This window comes from Domibacillus epiphyticus (genome assembly GCF_001975785.1).
GTDB classification, from domain to species: Bacteria; Bacillota; Bacilli; order Bacillales; family Domibacillaceae; genus Domibacillus; species Domibacillus epiphyticus.
On sequence record NZ_MSFI01000012.1, the window covers coordinates 183,841 to 199,754 of the forward strand.

General features: G+C 42.7%; 15 protein-coding genes, 3 tRNA genes and 1 riboswitch. Of the genes, 6 read left to right on the forward strand and 12 right to left on the reverse strand.

The genetic code is table 11. The features are described from left to right. Positions 1-37: 37 nt before the first annotated feature. Positions 38-1,771 carry a phospho-sugar mutase gene (locus BTO28_RS09290; protein WP_076765538.1) on the reverse strand — a complete coding sequence of 578 codons (1,734 nt, stop codon included), beginning with the start codon at positions 1,769-1,771 and terminating at the stop codon, positions 38-40. Positions 1,772-1,921: 150 nt separating this feature from the next. Here BTO28_RS09290 and BTO28_RS09295 point away from each other — a divergent pair, with 150 nt between their 5' ends. Both BTO28_RS09295 and BTO28_RS09300 read left to right on the forward strand, forming a co-directional pair. Beyond that, the gene (locus BTO28_RS09295; RefSeq protein ID WP_095532668.1) at positions 1,922-2,341 is read left to right on the forward strand and encodes a disulfide formation protein C; all 420 of its coding nucleotides are present in this window, start codon (positions 1,922-1,924) and stop codon (positions 2,339-2,341) included. Positions 2,342-2,352: 11 nt separating this feature from the next. Then, complete coding sequence (locus BTO28_RS09300) at positions 2,353-2,817, forward strand: thioredoxin family protein (RefSeq protein ID WP_408606653.1); 465 nt, start codon at positions 2,353-2,355, stop codon at positions 2,815-2,817. 47 nt (positions 2,818-2,864) lie between these two features. On the opposite strand, the gene BTO28_RS09305 is transcribed toward BTO28_RS09300, so the two are convergent. Then, entirely contained in the window at positions 2,865-3,206 is a 342-nt protein-coding gene (locus tag BTO28_RS09305) for a DUF5365 family protein (RefSeq protein ID WP_076765544.1), read from the reverse strand. Positions 3,207-3,296: 90 nt separating this feature from the next. Between BTO28_RS09305 and BTO28_RS09310 the strand changes: the two genes are divergently transcribed. From BTO28_RS09310 to BTO28_RS09320, 3 genes are all read left to right on the forward strand, one after another. Continuing rightward, positions 3,297-4,199 carry an RluA family pseudouridine synthase gene (locus tag BTO28_RS09310; protein WP_076765546.1) on the forward strand — a complete coding sequence of 301 codons (903 nt, stop codon included), beginning with the start codon at positions 3,297-3,299 and terminating at the stop codon, positions 4,197-4,199. Between the two features lie 290 nt (positions 4,200-4,489). Beyond that, positions 4,490-5,101, forward strand: coding sequence for a nitroreductase family protein (locus tag BTO28_RS09315; RefSeq protein ID WP_076765549.1), 612 nt, complete (start codon positions 4,490-4,492; stop codon positions 5,099-5,101). A 119-nt stretch (positions 5,102-5,220) separates the two neighbouring features. Further along, positions 5,221-6,522: an NCS2 family permease gene (locus BTO28_RS09320; protein WP_076765551.1), complete on the forward strand. Its 1,302-nt coding sequence runs from the start codon at positions 5,221-5,223 to the stop codon at positions 6,520-6,522. An 81-nt stretch (positions 6,523-6,603) separates the two neighbouring features. Here BTO28_RS09320 and yhbH read toward each other — a convergent pair whose 3' ends face one another. Continuing rightward, positions 6,604-7,740 carry a sporulation protein YhbH gene (yhbH, locus tag BTO28_RS09325; protein ID WP_076765553.1) on the reverse strand — a complete coding sequence of 379 codons (1,137 nt, stop codon included), beginning with the start codon at positions 7,738-7,740 and terminating at the stop codon, positions 6,604-6,606. Between the two features lie 73 nt (positions 7,741-7,813). Here yhbH and BTO28_RS17280 point away from each other — a divergent pair, with 73 nt between their 5' ends. Then, positions 7,814-7,987, forward strand: coding sequence for a hypothetical protein (locus BTO28_RS17280; protein WP_198936756.1), 174 nt, complete (start codon positions 7,814-7,816; stop codon positions 7,985-7,987). Positions 7,988-8,018: 31 nt separating this feature from the next. Here the strand turns inward: BTO28_RS17280 and BTO28_RS09330 are convergent, their stop codons facing one another. From BTO28_RS09330 to BTO28_RS09370, 9 genes are all read right to left on the reverse strand, one after another. After that, the gene (locus BTO28_RS09330; protein ID WP_076765555.1) at positions 8,019-9,902 is read right to left on the reverse strand and encodes a PrkA family serine protein kinase; all 1,884 of its coding nucleotides are present in this window, start codon (positions 9,900-9,902) and stop codon (positions 8,019-8,021) included. Positions 9,903-10,277: 375 nt separating this feature from the next. After that, complete coding sequence (gene trmL / locus BTO28_RS09335) at positions 10,278-10,748, reverse strand: tRNA (uridine(34)/cytosine(34)/5-carboxymethylaminomethyluridine(34)-2'-O)-methyltransferase TrmL (protein WP_076765557.1); 471 nt, start codon at positions 10,746-10,748, stop codon at positions 10,278-10,280. 27 nt (positions 10,749-10,775) lie between these two features. Continuing rightward, positions 10,776-11,912 (reverse strand): tRNA epoxyqueuosine(34) reductase QueG, encoded by a 1,137-nt coding sequence (gene queG, locus BTO28_RS09340; RefSeq protein WP_076765559.1) that lies wholly within the window; start codon positions 11,910-11,912, stop codon positions 10,776-10,778. A 46-nt stretch (positions 11,913-11,958) separates the two neighbouring features. Next, positions 11,959-12,462, reverse strand: a complete 504-nt coding sequence (locus tag BTO28_RS09345; protein ID WP_076765560.1) for a DinB family protein — start codon at positions 12,460-12,462, stop codon at positions 11,959-11,961. Positions 12,463-12,550: 88 nt separating this feature from the next. Continuing rightward, positions 12,551-14,302 (reverse strand): phosphomethylpyrimidine synthase ThiC, encoded by a 1,752-nt coding sequence (gene thiC, locus BTO28_RS09350; RefSeq protein ID WP_076765562.1) that lies wholly within the window; start codon positions 14,300-14,302, stop codon positions 12,551-12,553. A gap of 120 nt (positions 14,303-14,422) precedes the next feature. Next, positions 14,423-14,538, reverse strand: a riboswitch (TPP riboswitch). Positions 14,539-14,766: 228 nt separating this feature from the next. Continuing rightward, positions 14,767-15,483: a metallophosphoesterase family protein gene (locus BTO28_RS09355; RefSeq protein WP_076765564.1), complete on the reverse strand. Its 717-nt coding sequence runs from the start codon at positions 15,481-15,483 to the stop codon at positions 14,767-14,769. A gap of 134 nt (positions 15,484-15,617) precedes the next feature. Next, a tRNA-Leu gene (locus BTO28_RS09360) sits at positions 15,618-15,701 on the reverse strand. Between the two features lie 9 nt (positions 15,702-15,710). Beyond that, positions 15,711-15,784, reverse strand: a tRNA-Cys gene (locus tag BTO28_RS09365). 8 nt (positions 15,785-15,792) lie between these two features. Beyond that, a tRNA-Gly gene (locus BTO28_RS09370) sits at positions 15,793-15,867 on the reverse strand. Positions 15,868-15,914: the final 47 nt, after the last annotated feature.

The following is a 15,914-nucleotide window of genomic DNA, read 5'->3' on the forward strand; positions in this document are numbered from 1 at the left end:
AAAAAGAGAGACAGAATTGAATTCTGTCTCTCCTCCATTAATGCACCAAGGCTTGAATACGTTCCATAAACTGTGATTGCACGCGTTCAAGTTTTTCGACAACACCGGCATATGTCTCGTCTTTCACACCGAAATAAAATTTCACTTTCGGCTCAGTTCCCGATGGCCGCACACAAACCCATGTACCGTCTTCAAGAAAATATTTCAGCACGTTCGATGCCGGCAATTTAATTGTTTCTTTCTCATTTGTCGTAAGAATTGTCCGCTCGCCTGTTTGGTAGTCTTCAATCGATGTGATCGGAATACCTGCGATTTGTGCAGGCGGGTTTTCACGGAATGAAGTGAGAAGCGCGCGGATTTGTTCAGCTCCATCTTTTCCTTTTAGCGTCAAAGATTGCAGGCCTTCTTTGAAAAAACCGACACGGTCATATAAATCCATAAGCGCATCGTGAAGAGTCTTGCCCTGCTTTTTGTAATACGCACATGCTTCAACAGCCATAATCGCCGCCTGGACTGCATCTTTATCGCGTGCGAAATCACTGATTAAATAGCCATAACTTTCTTCATATCCAAATAAAAATGTATACTCGCCTGTAGAATTGTACGTTTCTATTTTTTCTCCGATAAATTTAAAACCGGTCAACACATCTTCGCACGATATCCCGTATTGTGCTGCCGCTGCACGTCCAATTTCAGAGGTGACGATTGTTTTGAAGATTCGTCCGTTATCTGGCAGAGTCCCTCTTTCTTTTTTACGGGAAAGAATGTAGTCCACAAGCACAGCACCCGTTTCATTTCCTGTCAAAAGCACATAACCGCCATCTCCGTCTTTTACGGCAACGCCAAGACGGTCTGCGTCTGGATCTGTTGCAATTAAAATGTCAGCGTCGACTTTTTGTCCATCGCGGATTGCTAATTCAAACGCTGCCTTTTCTTCTGGATTTGGGGATTTCACCGTGGAAAAATTTGCATCAGGCTGTTCCTGTTCGGCAACAACTGTCACATTTTTATAACCGAGCGCTTCGAGTGCCTGTCTAACTGGTTTGTTTCCTGTTCCATGAAGCGGAGAAAACACAACGTGAATATCCGTGTCTCTTGCTGCCTCCGGCCATTCGGAAATCGTTACAAGCTTGTCAACATAAGCTTTGTCTATGTCTCCACCAATCATTTTAATAAGCCCTTTTTCTTTTAACACAGACTCGTCTTCCACTTTAATTAAAAGTTCGTCTCCTGCTGCATATACTTTTTTTATGACGTGGTCAGCAGCTTCCGGAGCAAGCTGCGCGCCATCGTGACCATAAACTTTATATCCGTTGTATTCAGGTGGATTATGGCTCGCCGTAATGACGATGCCCGCATATGCCTGTAGGTGACGAACTGCAAACGATAGTTCGGGCGTCGGGCGCAGTTCATCAAAAATATACGTTTGAATGCCGGCAGAAGCGAGCGTTTTCGCACTTTCCATCGCAAATTCAGGTGACTTATGACGCGAATCATACGCAATGACAACACCGCGCCTTTTCGCTTCTTCTCCCACGTCTGATATGTAAGCAGCAAGCCCAGCAGATGCTTTGCGAATTGTATATACATTCATGCGGTTTGTACCGGCACCAATTTCGCCGCGCATCCCGCCTGTACCAAATTCAAGATTTTTGTAAAATGCATCTTCTAAACTCTTTTCATCGTTTTCAATGTTTACAAGTAAATCTTTCATTTCTTGATCAAGGACCGGATGATTTGTCCACCGGCTGTACTCTTCTTTCCAGGCCACAGACTACCCCTCCAAACTCGTATTTCTTTTATGATACCATCTGTATACCCCATTTTACAGATTAATTCATCGACACAATATTTTACTTTTCAACACAATTAATACTATAATGCTATTGTTCAGAAATTAAATTCATTATAGGCAGGGAAAATGATGCTAAAAAAAGACAATTTGCTTTTCACCGCATGGGCGGCGTCTTTCACAGCGATGCTCGGCAGCCTTTATTTCTCAGAAGTTGTCGGCTATGAACCATGTGAGCTGTGCTGGTATCAACGCATTTTGATGTATCCGATCGTCCTTGTTTTAGGAATCGCCGTCGTGAGAAAAGATGTGAAGGCAGCGATGTATTCCCTCGCACTTTCCGGCATTGGCGGACTTATCTCTTTATATCATTATGGCATTCAAAAAGTGGACGTTTTAACGGATGCAGCTCCCGCATGCGGACGTGTTCCATGCACAGGCATGTACATTAACTGGCTTGGTTTTATTACGATTCCGTTTCTTGCACTTACAGCATTTACGATTATTTTCATCGCCAGTTTATTGATTTTAAAGGGAAAAGGTGACTAACATTGAAAAAAGTGATTATTTTCGCAGTAGTGCTCGTGTTGGTATTCGGTGCTATTGCCTTTATTACGCAGTATCAGAAAGAACAGGCATCAGAAGGAAATCCATATGGAAAAGATGATCTACATACTGAAACAGTCCAGCAGCTCGATGACCCAAACTATCAAAACATCGTTTTGCCCGATGATCTTGAAAAAAAACTTGAAGATGGTGAAGATGCCGTTGTGTATTTCTTCAGCCCGACTTGCCCGCATTGTCAAGAAACAACCCCTGTGTTGATGCCGATTGCGGATGACGAAAATGTAGAGGTTCTTCAGTACAACCTTCTTGAATTTGAGCAAGGATGGGAAGAATATAAGATTGAATACACGCCAACACTTATTTATTTTGAAGGCGGTGTGGAAAAAGACCGTCTTGTTGGCAGCCAGCCAGAGAGTGAATGGCATTCTTTCCTTGAACAAACAAAAGAACAGCAATAAAGAAATAGCTGTCTTCTGCAGAAAAAATGGCAGAAGACAGCTTTTTTTTAACTAAATTCAACGGGCTTTCGTTCAATGAAAAATGAAAGCGGAAATGGAAAAGCAATGCGATAACTGCGTAGTGTCTCAACACTATCCATAAACAGCTCCTCATATGAAGCTGATAAATGAGCCGTTTCAAGAATGGATATAATGGTAGTAAGCGCTGTAATCACTCGGGAAGCATCGTGTAAAGATTCGATATTTTCTAGCGTTTCTTCATTTAAAAGGAACAAATTTTCTCCCTTTTGTGAATCAAGGTAACGCGGAAATACATGTTGCGACAGGTACTTGCTTAAGCTTTTTATTTTTTCTTCCTGTTCGATTGTTGAAGAAATAATCATTACCATGGGACAGCCACCTTTATTTGCAGTCTTTTAAAATAATAACACAAAATCCGATAATCATAATTATTTATTTTTCAGAAAAGGATGATATTAATGAACACCCTTCGACAAGGTTCACTCTTTTCGCTTCAAATTCCCTCCGAATGGAACGGCATGACCATAGAAGAATTATTTTTTACCATTTGGAAACTGCCGAAGAAGTTACTTCATCGCTGGCGCATGGATAACCTGGTGAAGTTGGATGGCAAATCGGTAAATTGGCGCATGCCAATGCCCGTTGGGTCACGGCTGTCTGTCCCTTTTTTTCAGACAGCTCCATTCGGCGCTGAACCGGTTTATTCTGAACCGTCCATCTTGTACGAGGATGATCATATGATTATTGCCGATAAACCAGCGGGAATGAAAACCCATCCAAATGAAGCCGGGGAGACAAATACACTTTTAAACGAAATTTGTTATCACGTTTCCTTATCAGGTGACACGCTTCCTGTCCGCCACGTGCACCGTCTTGATGAATGGACGAGCGGCGCCGTGCTATTTGCCAAACATGAAGCAGCATATGCAGTTTTTTCACGTCTCTTGGAAGAAAAAACAATTTATCGGACGTATTACGCTGTTGTGGATGGAAGGTTGAAAAAAAATTCTGGTACAATCAAAGCACCGATCGGGAAAGACCGTCATCATCCATCACGGCGGCGTATTTCACCTTCCGGGCAAAACGCCGTAACACACTTTAAGGTAATGGAAAAAAAGGATGTTTTTTCACTGGTCGAATGCCGTCTTGAAACAGGACGCACCCATCAAATACGCGTCCATCTCGCTTCAATCGGTCATCCCATTGCCGGTGATTCTCTATATGGCGGTTCATCCACATTTGATTACCAGCTGCTTCACGCTGCAAAATTAACCGTTCCGAATCCTTTTACCAATGATCTCGTTTCGGCAGAATCACCCGTTCCAATTCTCATCAAAGAGCTTTTTTCTTCGACACAATAGTAGAAATATTTCAGCTGAACTCTTTTAAGAATTCAGCTTTTTTTCAAAAGACATATATATATAAAATAGCAGCAAACAAGATAGCAGCAAGAACAAACATGACAATGATCAATATTTTTTCTTGTTTATCACCAAGCACGAATACTCACTCCCGTTCTATAAAATTCAATTTCTTGACGAACTGTGCGAATTTGATTAAAGTGAATAGCGAATATAACTTACGAAAAGTGATTAATGAACTTATCATATCGGATATGTAAAAAGTTGTACAATTTAGGAGGCTTTACTATATGTCAGATTTTTTTGATGTCGCATTGAGCCGTCGTTCGGTTAAAATATACGATCCAGCGGCTGAAATATCGACAGACGAATTAACAGCGCTGTTGGAAACAGCAGGCCGGGCACCGTCAGCATGGAACTTACAGCAATGGCATTTCCTCGTTTTCCACGGAAAAGACGTACAGGAAAAATTATTGCCCATTGCTTACAACCAGAAGCAAATTGTCGATGCATCCGCAGTTATTTGCATTTTAGGGGATCTTGAAGGCTACCATAATATTGACCCTGTTTTCGATCCGCAGGTAGAAGCGAATGAAATGACTCCGGAATTGAAAGAAATATTGGCCGGTCAAATCAACGGTGCTTATAAACATGCAGAATATCCGCGTGATGGAGCCATTTTGAATTCTTCGCTTGCAGCGATGCAATTTATGCTGGCAGCCCGGGCAAAAGGATTTGACACATGCCCTATCGGCGGTTTTAATGCATCTGCTCTTGTCGAAACATTTAATGTGTCAAAACGCTACTTGCCGACGATGCTTATTACGATAGGACGCAAGCTGCAAGAAGGACGTCCAACAGACCGAATTCCGGTTAAAAACCTCATTACGTACGCAAAATAAGAATAGTACACCATCCCGCCATGTCGGGGTGGTTTTTATTTGCTGCTTGCATCCATTTCCTAAAAGGAATAACATTAAACATGGATTTTTAAATGTTCGTATTTTGGAGGAATTTGTTTATGTTTAAATTATCTGAAAACGGCACTTCCGTCAAAACGGAAATGTTAGCCGGCTTGACGACCTTTTTAACAATGGTTTACATTGTGGTTGTCAACCCGCTCATCTTGCAGGATGCCGGCGTGCCGTTTGAACAAGTATTTACTGCAACGATTATCGCAGCAGTTGTCGGCACGCTATGGATGGGCCTATTCGCGAATTATCCGATCGCCATTGCACCCGGAATGGGCATGAATGCATACTTTGCCTACTCGGTCGTTGGATCTCATGGCGGTATTACTTTTGAAACAGCGTTTGCGGCTGTGTTTATTTCAGGTTTATTATTCGTAGTATTATCCTTAACACCACTGCGTGAAAAATTGATTGAAGCAATTCCATCTAATTTGAAACATGGAATTTCCGCTGGTATTGGTCTTTTCATTGCGTTTATCGGGCTGCGCCTAACAGGGATCATTGCATCTGATCCAAATAATCTGGTCAAACTCGGTGACCTGCACAGCCCATCTGCTTTGCTTGCTTTATTTGGACTGGCCATTACCATAATTTTAATGGTTCGCGGAGTGAACGGCTCTTTATTTATCGGGATGATTGTGACGGGTCTTGTTGCTTTTTTCACAGGACAGCTTTCTTTTGATCACGGATTTATCGGCACTCCTTCTTTACCGGAAGGATTCATCTCAGCTAATCCCATCACTGCGTTTTCTGATGTCATACAGCATGGATTATATGCTGTTGTCTTTTCCTTTTTACTCGTAACTATTTTTGATACAACGGGTACGATGATTGGTGTGGCGCAGCAGGCTGGATTAATGAAAGAAAATAAGATGCCAAGAGCGCGGCAAGCACTTCTTGCTGATTCAGTCGCGACTTCAGTTGGCGCAATGGTCGGCACAAGCCCGACAAGTGCATACATCGAATCATCTACAGGGGTCGCAGCAGGCGGCCGGACCGGTTTAACATCTGTTACGGTTGCTGTCCTGTTTATTGCAGCTGCTTTTTTTGGTCCGCTCGTATCTGCGGTTTCTGGCATATCTGCGATTACTGCACCCGCACTTATTATCGTCGGCTGCCTTATGATGCAAAGCGTCGCGAAAATTAACTGGGGAGAGCTGGACGAAGCATTTCCCGCTTTTCTCATTATTTTAAGCATGCCGCTTACATCAAGTATTGCAACAGGTATAGCCCTTGGATTCGTTTCATATCCACTTTTAAAAATTGCACGCGGCCGATACAAAGAAGTTCACCCGCTCGTTTATATTTTTGCGGTGCTGTTCTTTTATCAGCTCGCTTTCCTGCCGCATTAAACAAACCGCTTCAAAGCTCAATGCTTTGAAGCGGTTTGTTTTTTTATCCGACAGCTTGTTCCGTAATTAATCGACAGAAGCCTATTTTTTTTCCGGTTTGAAAAAGTACGTCAAAGCTGGGTACACCTCTTCGCGTTTTCGAATGACATATGAACGGAAAAGAGGATCATTTACTTTTCGAAATGCAGACATAAGCGGGGTCGTCCGGTTATATTGGTTGACTTCACCGTAGCCAAACATACGGCAGTGCGGCAATAACTTTTTTAGAAGCGTCACGCACTGCGGATTATCAGATGCTAAGTTATCACCATCGGAAAAATGAAATGGATAAATATTGTAGCGGTCTGGTGAATACTTTTTATCAATTAACTCCAGTGCAAGTGTATATGCAGATGAGCAGATCGTTCCTCCACTCTCCCCTTTTGAAAAAAAATCGTCCTCTTCTACAATCTTGGCTTCTGTGTGATGAGCGATAAACACGATTTCAACCGTCGTATATTTTTTCCTTAAAAATCGGGTCATCCAGAAGAAAAAACTGCGGGCAATATACTTTTCGAATGGCCCCATAGATCCACTCGTGTCCATCATGGCAAAAATAACAGCTTTTGACTGCGGCGTTTTCTCTTCTGTAAACGATCGGAACCGCCTGTCTTCCGGAAGCACTGGAAAAAAGTCTGGTATGCCGGACAGCGAGTTGCGTTTAAATGCGGCTAATAATGTTTTTTTCTTGTCGATCCGTGCGGTTACCCCTGTTTTGCGGATATCATTTATTTTCCAGTCTGTAATAAACGATGTAGACTTTTCTTTCTCAACCAGCCGTGGTAATTCCATTTCGGAAAAAAGTGCTTCTTCAATTTCAGCAAGACTGACATCCGCTTCATAATAGTCTTCACCGCGGACGTCTCCTGCTTTTTTCCCTTGTCCAGCTGTCGCCTGGTCGTCACCTGCCCGTGCAATCGCATCCCCTACGTCCCCTTTTCCCTGCCCACCATGACGATTTTTCTCTTCAGCATAGCGAATTCGATATTCCTGCAAGGATCGGATTGGCAATTTCACGATTCTTTTGCCGTCTGACATAATAATTTGTTCCTCTGTCACCATGTCGGCTAAATTTTTTTGAATCGCTTCTTTTACTTTTTGCCGATGTCGTTCTTGATCGTCAAATCCTTTTCGGTGCAATGACCAGTCTTCTTCAGAAATGTGATAAAATTTGTCCAATTGCGCAGCCTCCCGGTTTCATTTTTCAAACGACGGGGTAAACTCTTTACAAATGAAGATGAGGTGACAAATCATGAATTTTAAAGAGCAAAAAGTTGAGCCTTTCAATTCTATGGTCACAAGTTTTGAAGATATGGAGCAGCTCGGACGCCAAATGGAGCGTCAGCGTACAAATGAAGAATTGAAACAAGATGAGCGCCAGCCTGATCCCATTCAATACGATAATCAAAAAGATGGAAAACAATAACCCGGTTAACACTCAACCGGGTTTTTTCATGCTATCGATTCAGTAACCCGCCAACGTAGCGAAGCAGTTCATTCGCTGAAACGGAATTGTAGCCGCACTCATCAATAAGGCGTGCTGTCACTTCATTCATCTTTTTCAGCTGCTGCTCATCCGGTGCAACAGAAGATGTCGTAATTTTCACCACATCTTTTAAGTCAGAAAACAGTTTCTTTTGAATTGCTTCCCGCAGGCGGTCATGCTCACGGTAGTCAAATTTCTTTCCTTTGCGTGCATAAGCCGAAATACGAATGAGCATTTCTTCACGAAATGATTTTTTCGCGTTTTCTGAAATCCCTATCTGCTCTTCAATCGATCTCATAAGCCGTTCATCTGGATTCATTTCTTCACCTGTCAGCGGATCATTCAGTTTCGTTTTGTTGCAATACGCCTCGACATTATCGAGGTAATTGTCCATCATTGCCCTTGCTGACTCTTCGTACGAATAGACAAACGCTTTCTGTACTTCTTTTTTTGCTGTCTCGTCATATTGCTTACGCGCTTCAGAAATAAACTGCAAATATTTTGCCCGGACTTCTTTTGAAATGGACGGATGGCTGTCAAGACCGTCTTTCAAGGAACGAAGTACATCCAGCGCATTAATCGAATTCGTCCCTTTCTTTATAATCGCAGCTGAAATCCGATTCATTACATAGCGCGGGTCAATTCCATCCATTCCTTCATCTGGATGCTCCTTTTTCAATTCAGCCGCATCCAGGCCAGTCAATCCTTCCACTGCCGCTCCATCGTACAGCTTCATTTTCATCACTAAATCGATATTCGCACGGCTGGACTCTTTCAATCGTGTTAAAATCGTAAACATCGCCGCCGTCCGGAATGTATGAGGCGCAAAATGAACATCTGCCGCTTCACTTTCATGGATCATTTTGGCATATATTTTTTCTTCTTCCGACACTTTTAAATTGTACGGAACCGGCATGACAATCATCCGTGAATGAAGAGCTTCATTTTTTTTATCCGCAATAAATGACCGGTATTCCGTTTCATTCGTGTGGGCAATAATCATCTCGTCCGCGGAAATAAGCGCAAACCGCCCTGCTTTAAAATTGCCTTCCTGCGTAAGTGACAGCAGATGCCATAAAAATTTTTCATCGCATTTCAGCATTTCCTGAAACTCCATCAGTCCTCTGTTTGCAATGTTTAATTCGCCGTCAAACCGGTATGCTCTCGGATCTGATTCCGAACCGAACTCTGCAATAGTTGAAAAATCAATGCTGCCGGTTAAATCGGCAATGTCCTGTGATTTCGGATCAGATGGACTGAATGTTCCGATCCCTCTGCGCCGATCTTCCGAAAAAAATATTCGTTCAACTGGGACATCTTCAATCCTCCCGCCAAATTCATTCTCGAGTCTAAAGGCATTCAGCGGTGACAGTGATCCCTCAATGCGTATTCCATACTCTTCAAAAAAATCATCCCGCAGTTCCCGTGGAATTAAATGAAGAGGATCTTCTGCCATTTGGCAATGTTTTATCGCATAAACAGCTCCTGCATCTGTTCTAGTAAACTGCTCCAAACCTCTTTTTAGCATTGACACAATCGTTGATTTTCCTCCGCCGACCGGTCCCATTAACAGCAAAATCCGCTTTCGTACGTCCAGCTTTTTTGCTGCCGGATGGAAATATTCTTCAACGAGCCGTTTTATCGCTTCATCCAGGCCAAATAATTCTCCACTAAAAAATGAATACTGGTCCCCTTCAATCCCTGCAGACCGGATCATTTCATATATACGCGCATGTGCCGGCATAGCAATGTGCGGCTGTTTTTTCAATAAATCCAAATACTCGCGAAACGTTCCTTCCCAGCGCAGCTTTTCTTCTTCTGCACGGCACGATTGAATTTTATCTAATATCGTCATAAATAGCTCCCTCCGCTCCGCTCACAATGGGCGTATTTACCGGATTTTATGCAGACAACTCTCCAATTATGAAAAAACGCCTGCCACGATTTTGAAAAAGAAGCGTTCACAATGGTGCTTTTTTCCGTTATAATGGAGGAAGTTATGTACTTTCACGTTGAAGGAAGGAGCATGAATTCATGAGACTATTAGGTGTTCTTGCTGTTTGTGCTGCATTTTTAGCAGCCATTTTCACAGCTGGCTATGACGATAAGCCAGGAACAAAATAATTTCTTTAGCGAATTTTTGTTCCTGCTGAAGAAAAGCGTGTCCTGCCATAATACTTGTATGAGAAAAAATAAAAAGGCTGTACCGAATAAATCGGTGCAGCCTTTTTTAATGCAATCCCGGAAAATTTTGCTGGCGAAGTGCTTCATAAACAAGAATCGCCGCAGTATTTGACAGATTTAGCGAACGGACATGATCGTTCATCGGCACACGCAGGCAGCGGTCCAAATTCGCTTGAATAAGATCTTTCGGCAAGCCGGTCGTCTCTTTTCCAAACATGAAATAATAGTCCTGTTCTGGATCACTGTAATCAAATTTCGCATGGTCCTGTGTTCCGAACTTTGATAAATAAAACATATTACCTTTATTTTTCTCAAAAAAATCATCCAGCGAGTCATAATAGGTAATATTCACAAACTCCCAGTAATCAAGTCCTGCACGCTTTAACATTTTATCATCCGTTGAAAAACCCAGCGGTCTGATTAAATGAAGCGGAGCACCTGTCGCGGCACACGTCCGCGCTATGTTCCCTGTATTCGCCGGAATTTCCGGCTGATAAAGTACTACATGAACAGCCACAAATCGTCACCTCTCCTCAAACATTCATTATAACACGGAATGAAAGGTTTGAATTGCTTTTTCAATCTCAGCGAGAACGTCACTTTCTTTTTCATGGATCAACGCACGTTTCAACGCATGTTCCGCTTCCATCCCGCCAATTTTGCCGATCGCATACGCAGCCGTGCCACGCATGACAGGACGAGGATCTTCGAATAAAACATGCATAAGAGCCGGCAGCGACGATTCTTCTTTAAAATGCGCAAGCGCAATAATTGCATTGCGCTGAATTGGTTTTTTTCCGCGCCACGAACCAGACATCGATCCAAACCGTTCTTTAAACTCTTTATTGCTGATCGACAATAGCGGTTCAAGAAGTGGTTTTACCTGTTCCGGGTCTGGCGTCATTTCATCATGAATGAGGACATGCTTCCCCTTATTTTCCGGACAGACGGTCTGGCAAGTATCACAGCCATATAAACGATTGCCAAGATGTTTTCGAAACTGCTCCGGCAAAAAATCTTTTGTCTGCGTTAAATACGCAATACAACGCTGTGAATTGAGCTGGCCTCCCTGTACAAGTGCACTCGTTGGACATGCATCGATACATTTCCTGCAGCTCCCGCATTGACTTTCCATTGGTGTATCCGGCTCAAATGGCACGTTTGTGAGCATTTCACCGAGATATACATACGACCCGAATTCCGGCGTAATAATTGCGCAGTTTTTCGCGCTCCAGCCGATGCCCGCACGCTCCGCAACAGCGCGGTCAGATAGCTCTCCCGTATCTACCATTGACTTGCACTGAACATCCGATAGTTTTTTTTGTAAAAACTCTTCCATAAGAGCTAGTTTTTTTCGCAAAATAGCGTGGTAGTCCTCTCCCCAGGACGCACGGCAAAACAAGCCGCGCCGTTCACCCTTTTTCCCTGTTGGTGCACCCTCAAGCTTAGACGGATACGCAAGAGCAATGGCAATGATCGATCGCGGCTGATCGATCAGAAGGGCGGGGTTTACTCTCTTTTCAATATCTTTTTCTTCAAAACCTGACGCATACCCAAGTTCTTGCTGCTGAACAAGCTTTTGCTTTAATTCCAGAAATGGATCGGCTGCAGCGAACCCGATTTTATCAATGCCGATTTCTTTGCTGTAGTCGATCAGTTCCTGTTTTAATTGCCGATACATTTCTATCACCTCTTCATAGAAAAAACAAGCAAACGGGGGTGCCCGCTTACTTGTTTAATTGTTCTTTTATTTCTTCAATTTGCTCCAGGTGGCGCTTTTCATGCAATCCAATAAACGATACCCATTGGTTAAGCGGCATCGGTCCGAATGACGAATGCGGAAATGATTTATTTTTTAATGTTTCTTCATTTGTCTGGTCAAGCAGCCTCATAAGTTGATCTCGCGAAATGTATAGACGATCTTTCATTTGCTGAAGCGTCCGGTAATCATAAGGAGGCTTGGCAAAATCAGGTGCGTCTTTTTTATTAGAACGGTCTAACGTTTTTTCAATTGGCTTTGGAGCTGCTTTTTCGCTGTCCGGATTATTTAGCTCCGACTCAATTGCTTTCGTAATCCCCTGCTCCATTAAATACAGATGGTCAAGTACTTGCATAATTGTCCAGCTGCTGCTGTCAGGACGTTTATTTAATTTATCATCCGTCAGCCCATCTACTGCTTCGATCACTTCATTTCGGTACTGTTCATTTTGCTTTATATATTCAGAAAGCATATTGTCTTCCCTCCAGATCAGTGAAAAATCCCGCACAGGGGTAAATAACATTATTTCACAATCGATTTGAAAAGTCGAACAATGTGCTTTAACTGTATATTTTGCTTCCTGTCTGCACGAATTCTTCTGATTTTTGCTTCATGCCGATTTCCATAATTTCCTCGTCATTGGCTGCCTGTTTGCGAAGGTCGTGAGAAATACGCATTGAGCAAAATTTGGGACCACACATGGAGCAGAAATGAGCTGTTTTTGCGCCTTCTGCCGGCAATGTTTCATCGTGGTATTCGCGAGCACGATCAGGATCAAGTGATAGATTAAACTGATCATGCCATCTAAACTCAAAGCGCGCTTTTGACAGCGCATCATCTCTTTTCTGTGCTCCTGGATGGCCTTTGGCCAGATCTGCTGCATGTGCAGCGATTTTATAAGCAATAACCCCTTCACGAACATCGTTTTTATCCGGCAATCCAAGATGTTCTTTTGGTGTTACATAGCAAAGCATCGCTGTACCGTGCATTGCAATCATCGCTGCACCGATTGCAGATGTAATGTGATCGTAACCTGGCGCAATATCTGTTGTCAATGGACCGAGAGTGTAAAAAGGAGCCCCTTGGCAGATCTCAATTTCTTTATCAATGTTTTCTTTAATTTTATGGAGTGGTACATGTCCAGGTCCTTCTATCATTACCTGCACGTCATGCTTCCAGGCGATTTTCGTCAATTCACCAAGCGTTTCAAGCTCTGCAAATTGCGCTTCATCATTTGCATCAGCAATTGAACCTGGGCGAAGACCATCGCCTAATGACACGGATATATCATACGCTTTTAATATTTCGCAAATCTCTTCAAAATGTGTATAAAGAAAATTTTCTTCATGATGCGCTAGACACCACTGCGCTAAAATTGAACCGCCTCGTGACACAATACCGGTTGTCCGTTTAATTGTCAAGGGAATATAGCGGAGCAGCACACCCGCATGAATCGTAAAATAATCAACACCCTGTTCCGCCTGTTCAATTAATGTATCCCGATACACTTCCCACGTTAAGTTTTCAGCGATCCCGTTTACTTTTTCCAGCGCTTGATAAATTGGAACGGTTCCCACTGGCACTGGGGAGTTGCGAATTATAAACTCACGCGTCGCATGAATATTTTTTCCTGTTGATAAATCCATGATCGTATCTGCACCCCAATGCGTCGCCCACGTCATCTTCTCCACTTCTTCTTCAATCGAAGAACTTACAGCTGAGTTGCCGATATTTGCATTTACTTTCACATGAAAGTGGCTGCCGATAATCATCGGTTCACTTTCTGGATGATTAATATTGGCCGGAATAATCGCCCTGCCAGACGCCACTTCTTCACAAACGGTTTCCGGATCCATATTTTCGCGAATTGCAATATACTCCATTTCCGGTGTGATGATCCCTTTTTTTGCGTAATGCATTTGTGTTACATTTTTTCCGGCTAGTGCACGGCGAGGTACATGAGTAAAATCAGGCTGGAACATAGATGCTGCATCTTTCGTACCGTTATCTTCTGGTTTTACTTCGCGTCCTGCGTATGTCTCAGTATCATTTCGTTCTTTAATCCACTGTTCCCTTCTCCTTGGGAGACCTTTATGTACATCCGCAACGAATCCAGGTTCTGTGTATGGACCGCTTGTATCATATACGGAAAGGGGCTCGTTTTTAAACGTACCTGCATCTGTTTGTGTATCACCCAACTTAATTTTCCGAAACGGAACACGCACATCTGAACGGCTTCCTTCCACGTACACCTTTTCACTTGCAGGAAACTGGGACTGCAACTCAATTTTTTCACTTTCCAGTCGATTCATTTACCTATTCCTCCTTTTAAATAAATGAACCTGATCTGGAAGAACACAACTTAGAAAATAAAAACGGGTTCTTTTAATAAATAAAAGAACCCGTGAAATAGTGTGTTAAAACGACGTATAAGCCGTCTCTCCCTACTTCCCTACGCTGGTGTCAACCAGATCAGGTTCAAAGGGTTAAAGAGCCAAAATACGCGCTCTTCTCTCAGTCCGGCTAACGGACACCCCTAGCAGAAAATCAATATGAAACTGTTTACAACCTTACCATATTCGAAACATTCTGTAAAGTTATCTTTTTCTTATAATAAGAATTATTTGATTTTTTAATATAAAGTTCAAAATGAATTGAGAACACCAAATACGAGCAGCCCAATTACTATTTTCTTTTCAACTAAGAGAACGGTACCCAGTTAACTTCCCTATGAAACAAAAGAACCCCATTTGTAACCAAAAGAGGTTGTTTGCTTTTAAATTCTCGCATTGCGGATGACGTTTACCATATTTTGATTCGGATACCCCAATTGCTCATATTGCTTAACCACTTTTTCCACATCAAATTCAACACGTTCAATCGATGTACTTATTTGACATTCTTCAATCTTAATAATCGCGTAAGATGATTTTTTTACGCCATCAAACGGCAGCCCTACACTCCCGATGTTGATCAATACTTTCCCATTTATAAAACGTATATATGGCTTGTGGATATGGGCATAGACGTATACATCCGATTCAGAAGAAGACATTAATTTGGTTTTGAGTATGTCATCGGATTCCCCTGGAACCACGACGTCAAATAAACTGTCAGGTGTGGCGTGAAAAACATGAATAGACAAACCAGCTGCATCAAATTGGAGTTCTTTAGGGAGTTTTTGTAGATAATCAATATCCTCTTTTTCTAAATTGGATAAAATCCACTCACGCTCAGTATTCATCATATCAATTGCTGAATCCGGTACTTCTCCTTTTTGAACACCGCGTACAACCCACTCATCTGCATTCCCTTTAATCACATTTGTATTCAATGACTGGATAAGCTGTAAAGACCGCTTCGGTTCAGGACCTCGGTAACAAATGTCCCCTAACACGTAAATTTTATCTACTTGCTTTTTTTTAATATCACACAATACAGCATCAAGTGCCACTGCATTGCCATGAATATCAGATATAAATGCGATTTTCATTCAACAATCGTCCTTTCAAACAATATGTATTTCTTTCATGTTATCACGGTCATTGTTGAAAAGTGAAATTTCCCACAAAAAAAAGAACTTCTACATCTTGTAGAAGTTCTTTTTTACGTTTTAAACGCTGAGTATACCGGCGGCCGGGGTCGAACCGGCACTCCCGTGAAGGAACTGGATTTTGAGTCCAGCGCGTCTGCCAATTCCGCCACGCCGGCAATTCATTATGGAGGCGGCAACCGGACTCGAACCGGTGGTAAAGGTTTTGCAGACCTTGGCCTTACCGCTTGGCTATGCCGCCTTATTTTATGGAGCGGAAGACGGGATTCGAACCCGCGACCCCCACCTTGGCAAGGTGATGTTCTACCACTGAACTACTTCCGCAAAATGGCTGGGCTAGCTGGATTCGAACCAGCGCATGACGGAGTCAA

What these genes read in the sequence shown, in the direction of transcription:
- BTO28_RS09295 (WP_095532668.1), top strand. Translation starts at nt 1,922, where the DNA reads ATGATGCTAAAAAAAGACAATTTGCTTTTCACCGCATGGGCGGCGTCT.
- BTO28_RS09305 (WP_076765544.1), bottom strand. Translation starts at nt 3,206, where the DNA reads ATGGTAATGATTATTTCTTCAACAATCGAACAGGAAGAAAAAATAAAA.
- BTO28_RS09310 (WP_076765546.1), top strand. Translation starts at nt 3,297, where the DNA reads ATGAACACCCTTCGACAAGGTTCACTCTTTTCGCTTCAAATTCCCTCC.
- BTO28_RS09315 (WP_076765549.1), top strand. Translation starts at nt 4,490, where the DNA reads ATGTCAGATTTTTTTGATGTCGCATTGAGCCGTCGTTCGGTTAAAATA.
- BTO28_RS09320 (WP_076765551.1), top strand. Translation starts at nt 5,221, where the DNA reads ATGTTTAAATTATCTGAAAACGGCACTTCCGTCAAAACGGAAATGTTA.
- BTO28_RS17280 (WP_198936756.1), top strand. Translation starts at nt 7,814, where the DNA reads ATGAATTTTAAAGAGCAAAAAGTTGAGCCTTTCAATTCTATGGTCACA.
- BTO28_RS09330 (WP_076765555.1), bottom strand. Translation starts at nt 9,902, where the DNA reads ATGACGATATTAGATAAAATTCAATCGTGCCGTGCAGAAGAAGAAAAG.
- queG (WP_076765559.1), bottom strand. Translation starts at nt 11,912, where the DNA reads ATGTATCGGCAATTAAAACAGGAACTGATCGACTACAGCAAAGAAATC.
- BTO28_RS09345 (WP_076765560.1), bottom strand. Translation starts at nt 12,462, where the DNA reads ATGCTTTCTGAATATATAAAGCAAAATGAACAGTACCGAAATGAAGTG.
- thiC (WP_076765562.1), bottom strand. Translation starts at nt 14,302, where the DNA reads ATGAATCGACTGGAAAGTGAAAAAATTGAGTTGCAGTCCCAGTTTCCT.
- BTO28_RS09355 (WP_076765564.1), bottom strand. Translation starts at nt 15,483, where the DNA reads ATGAAAATCGCATTTATATCTGATATTCATGGCAATGCAGTGGCACTT.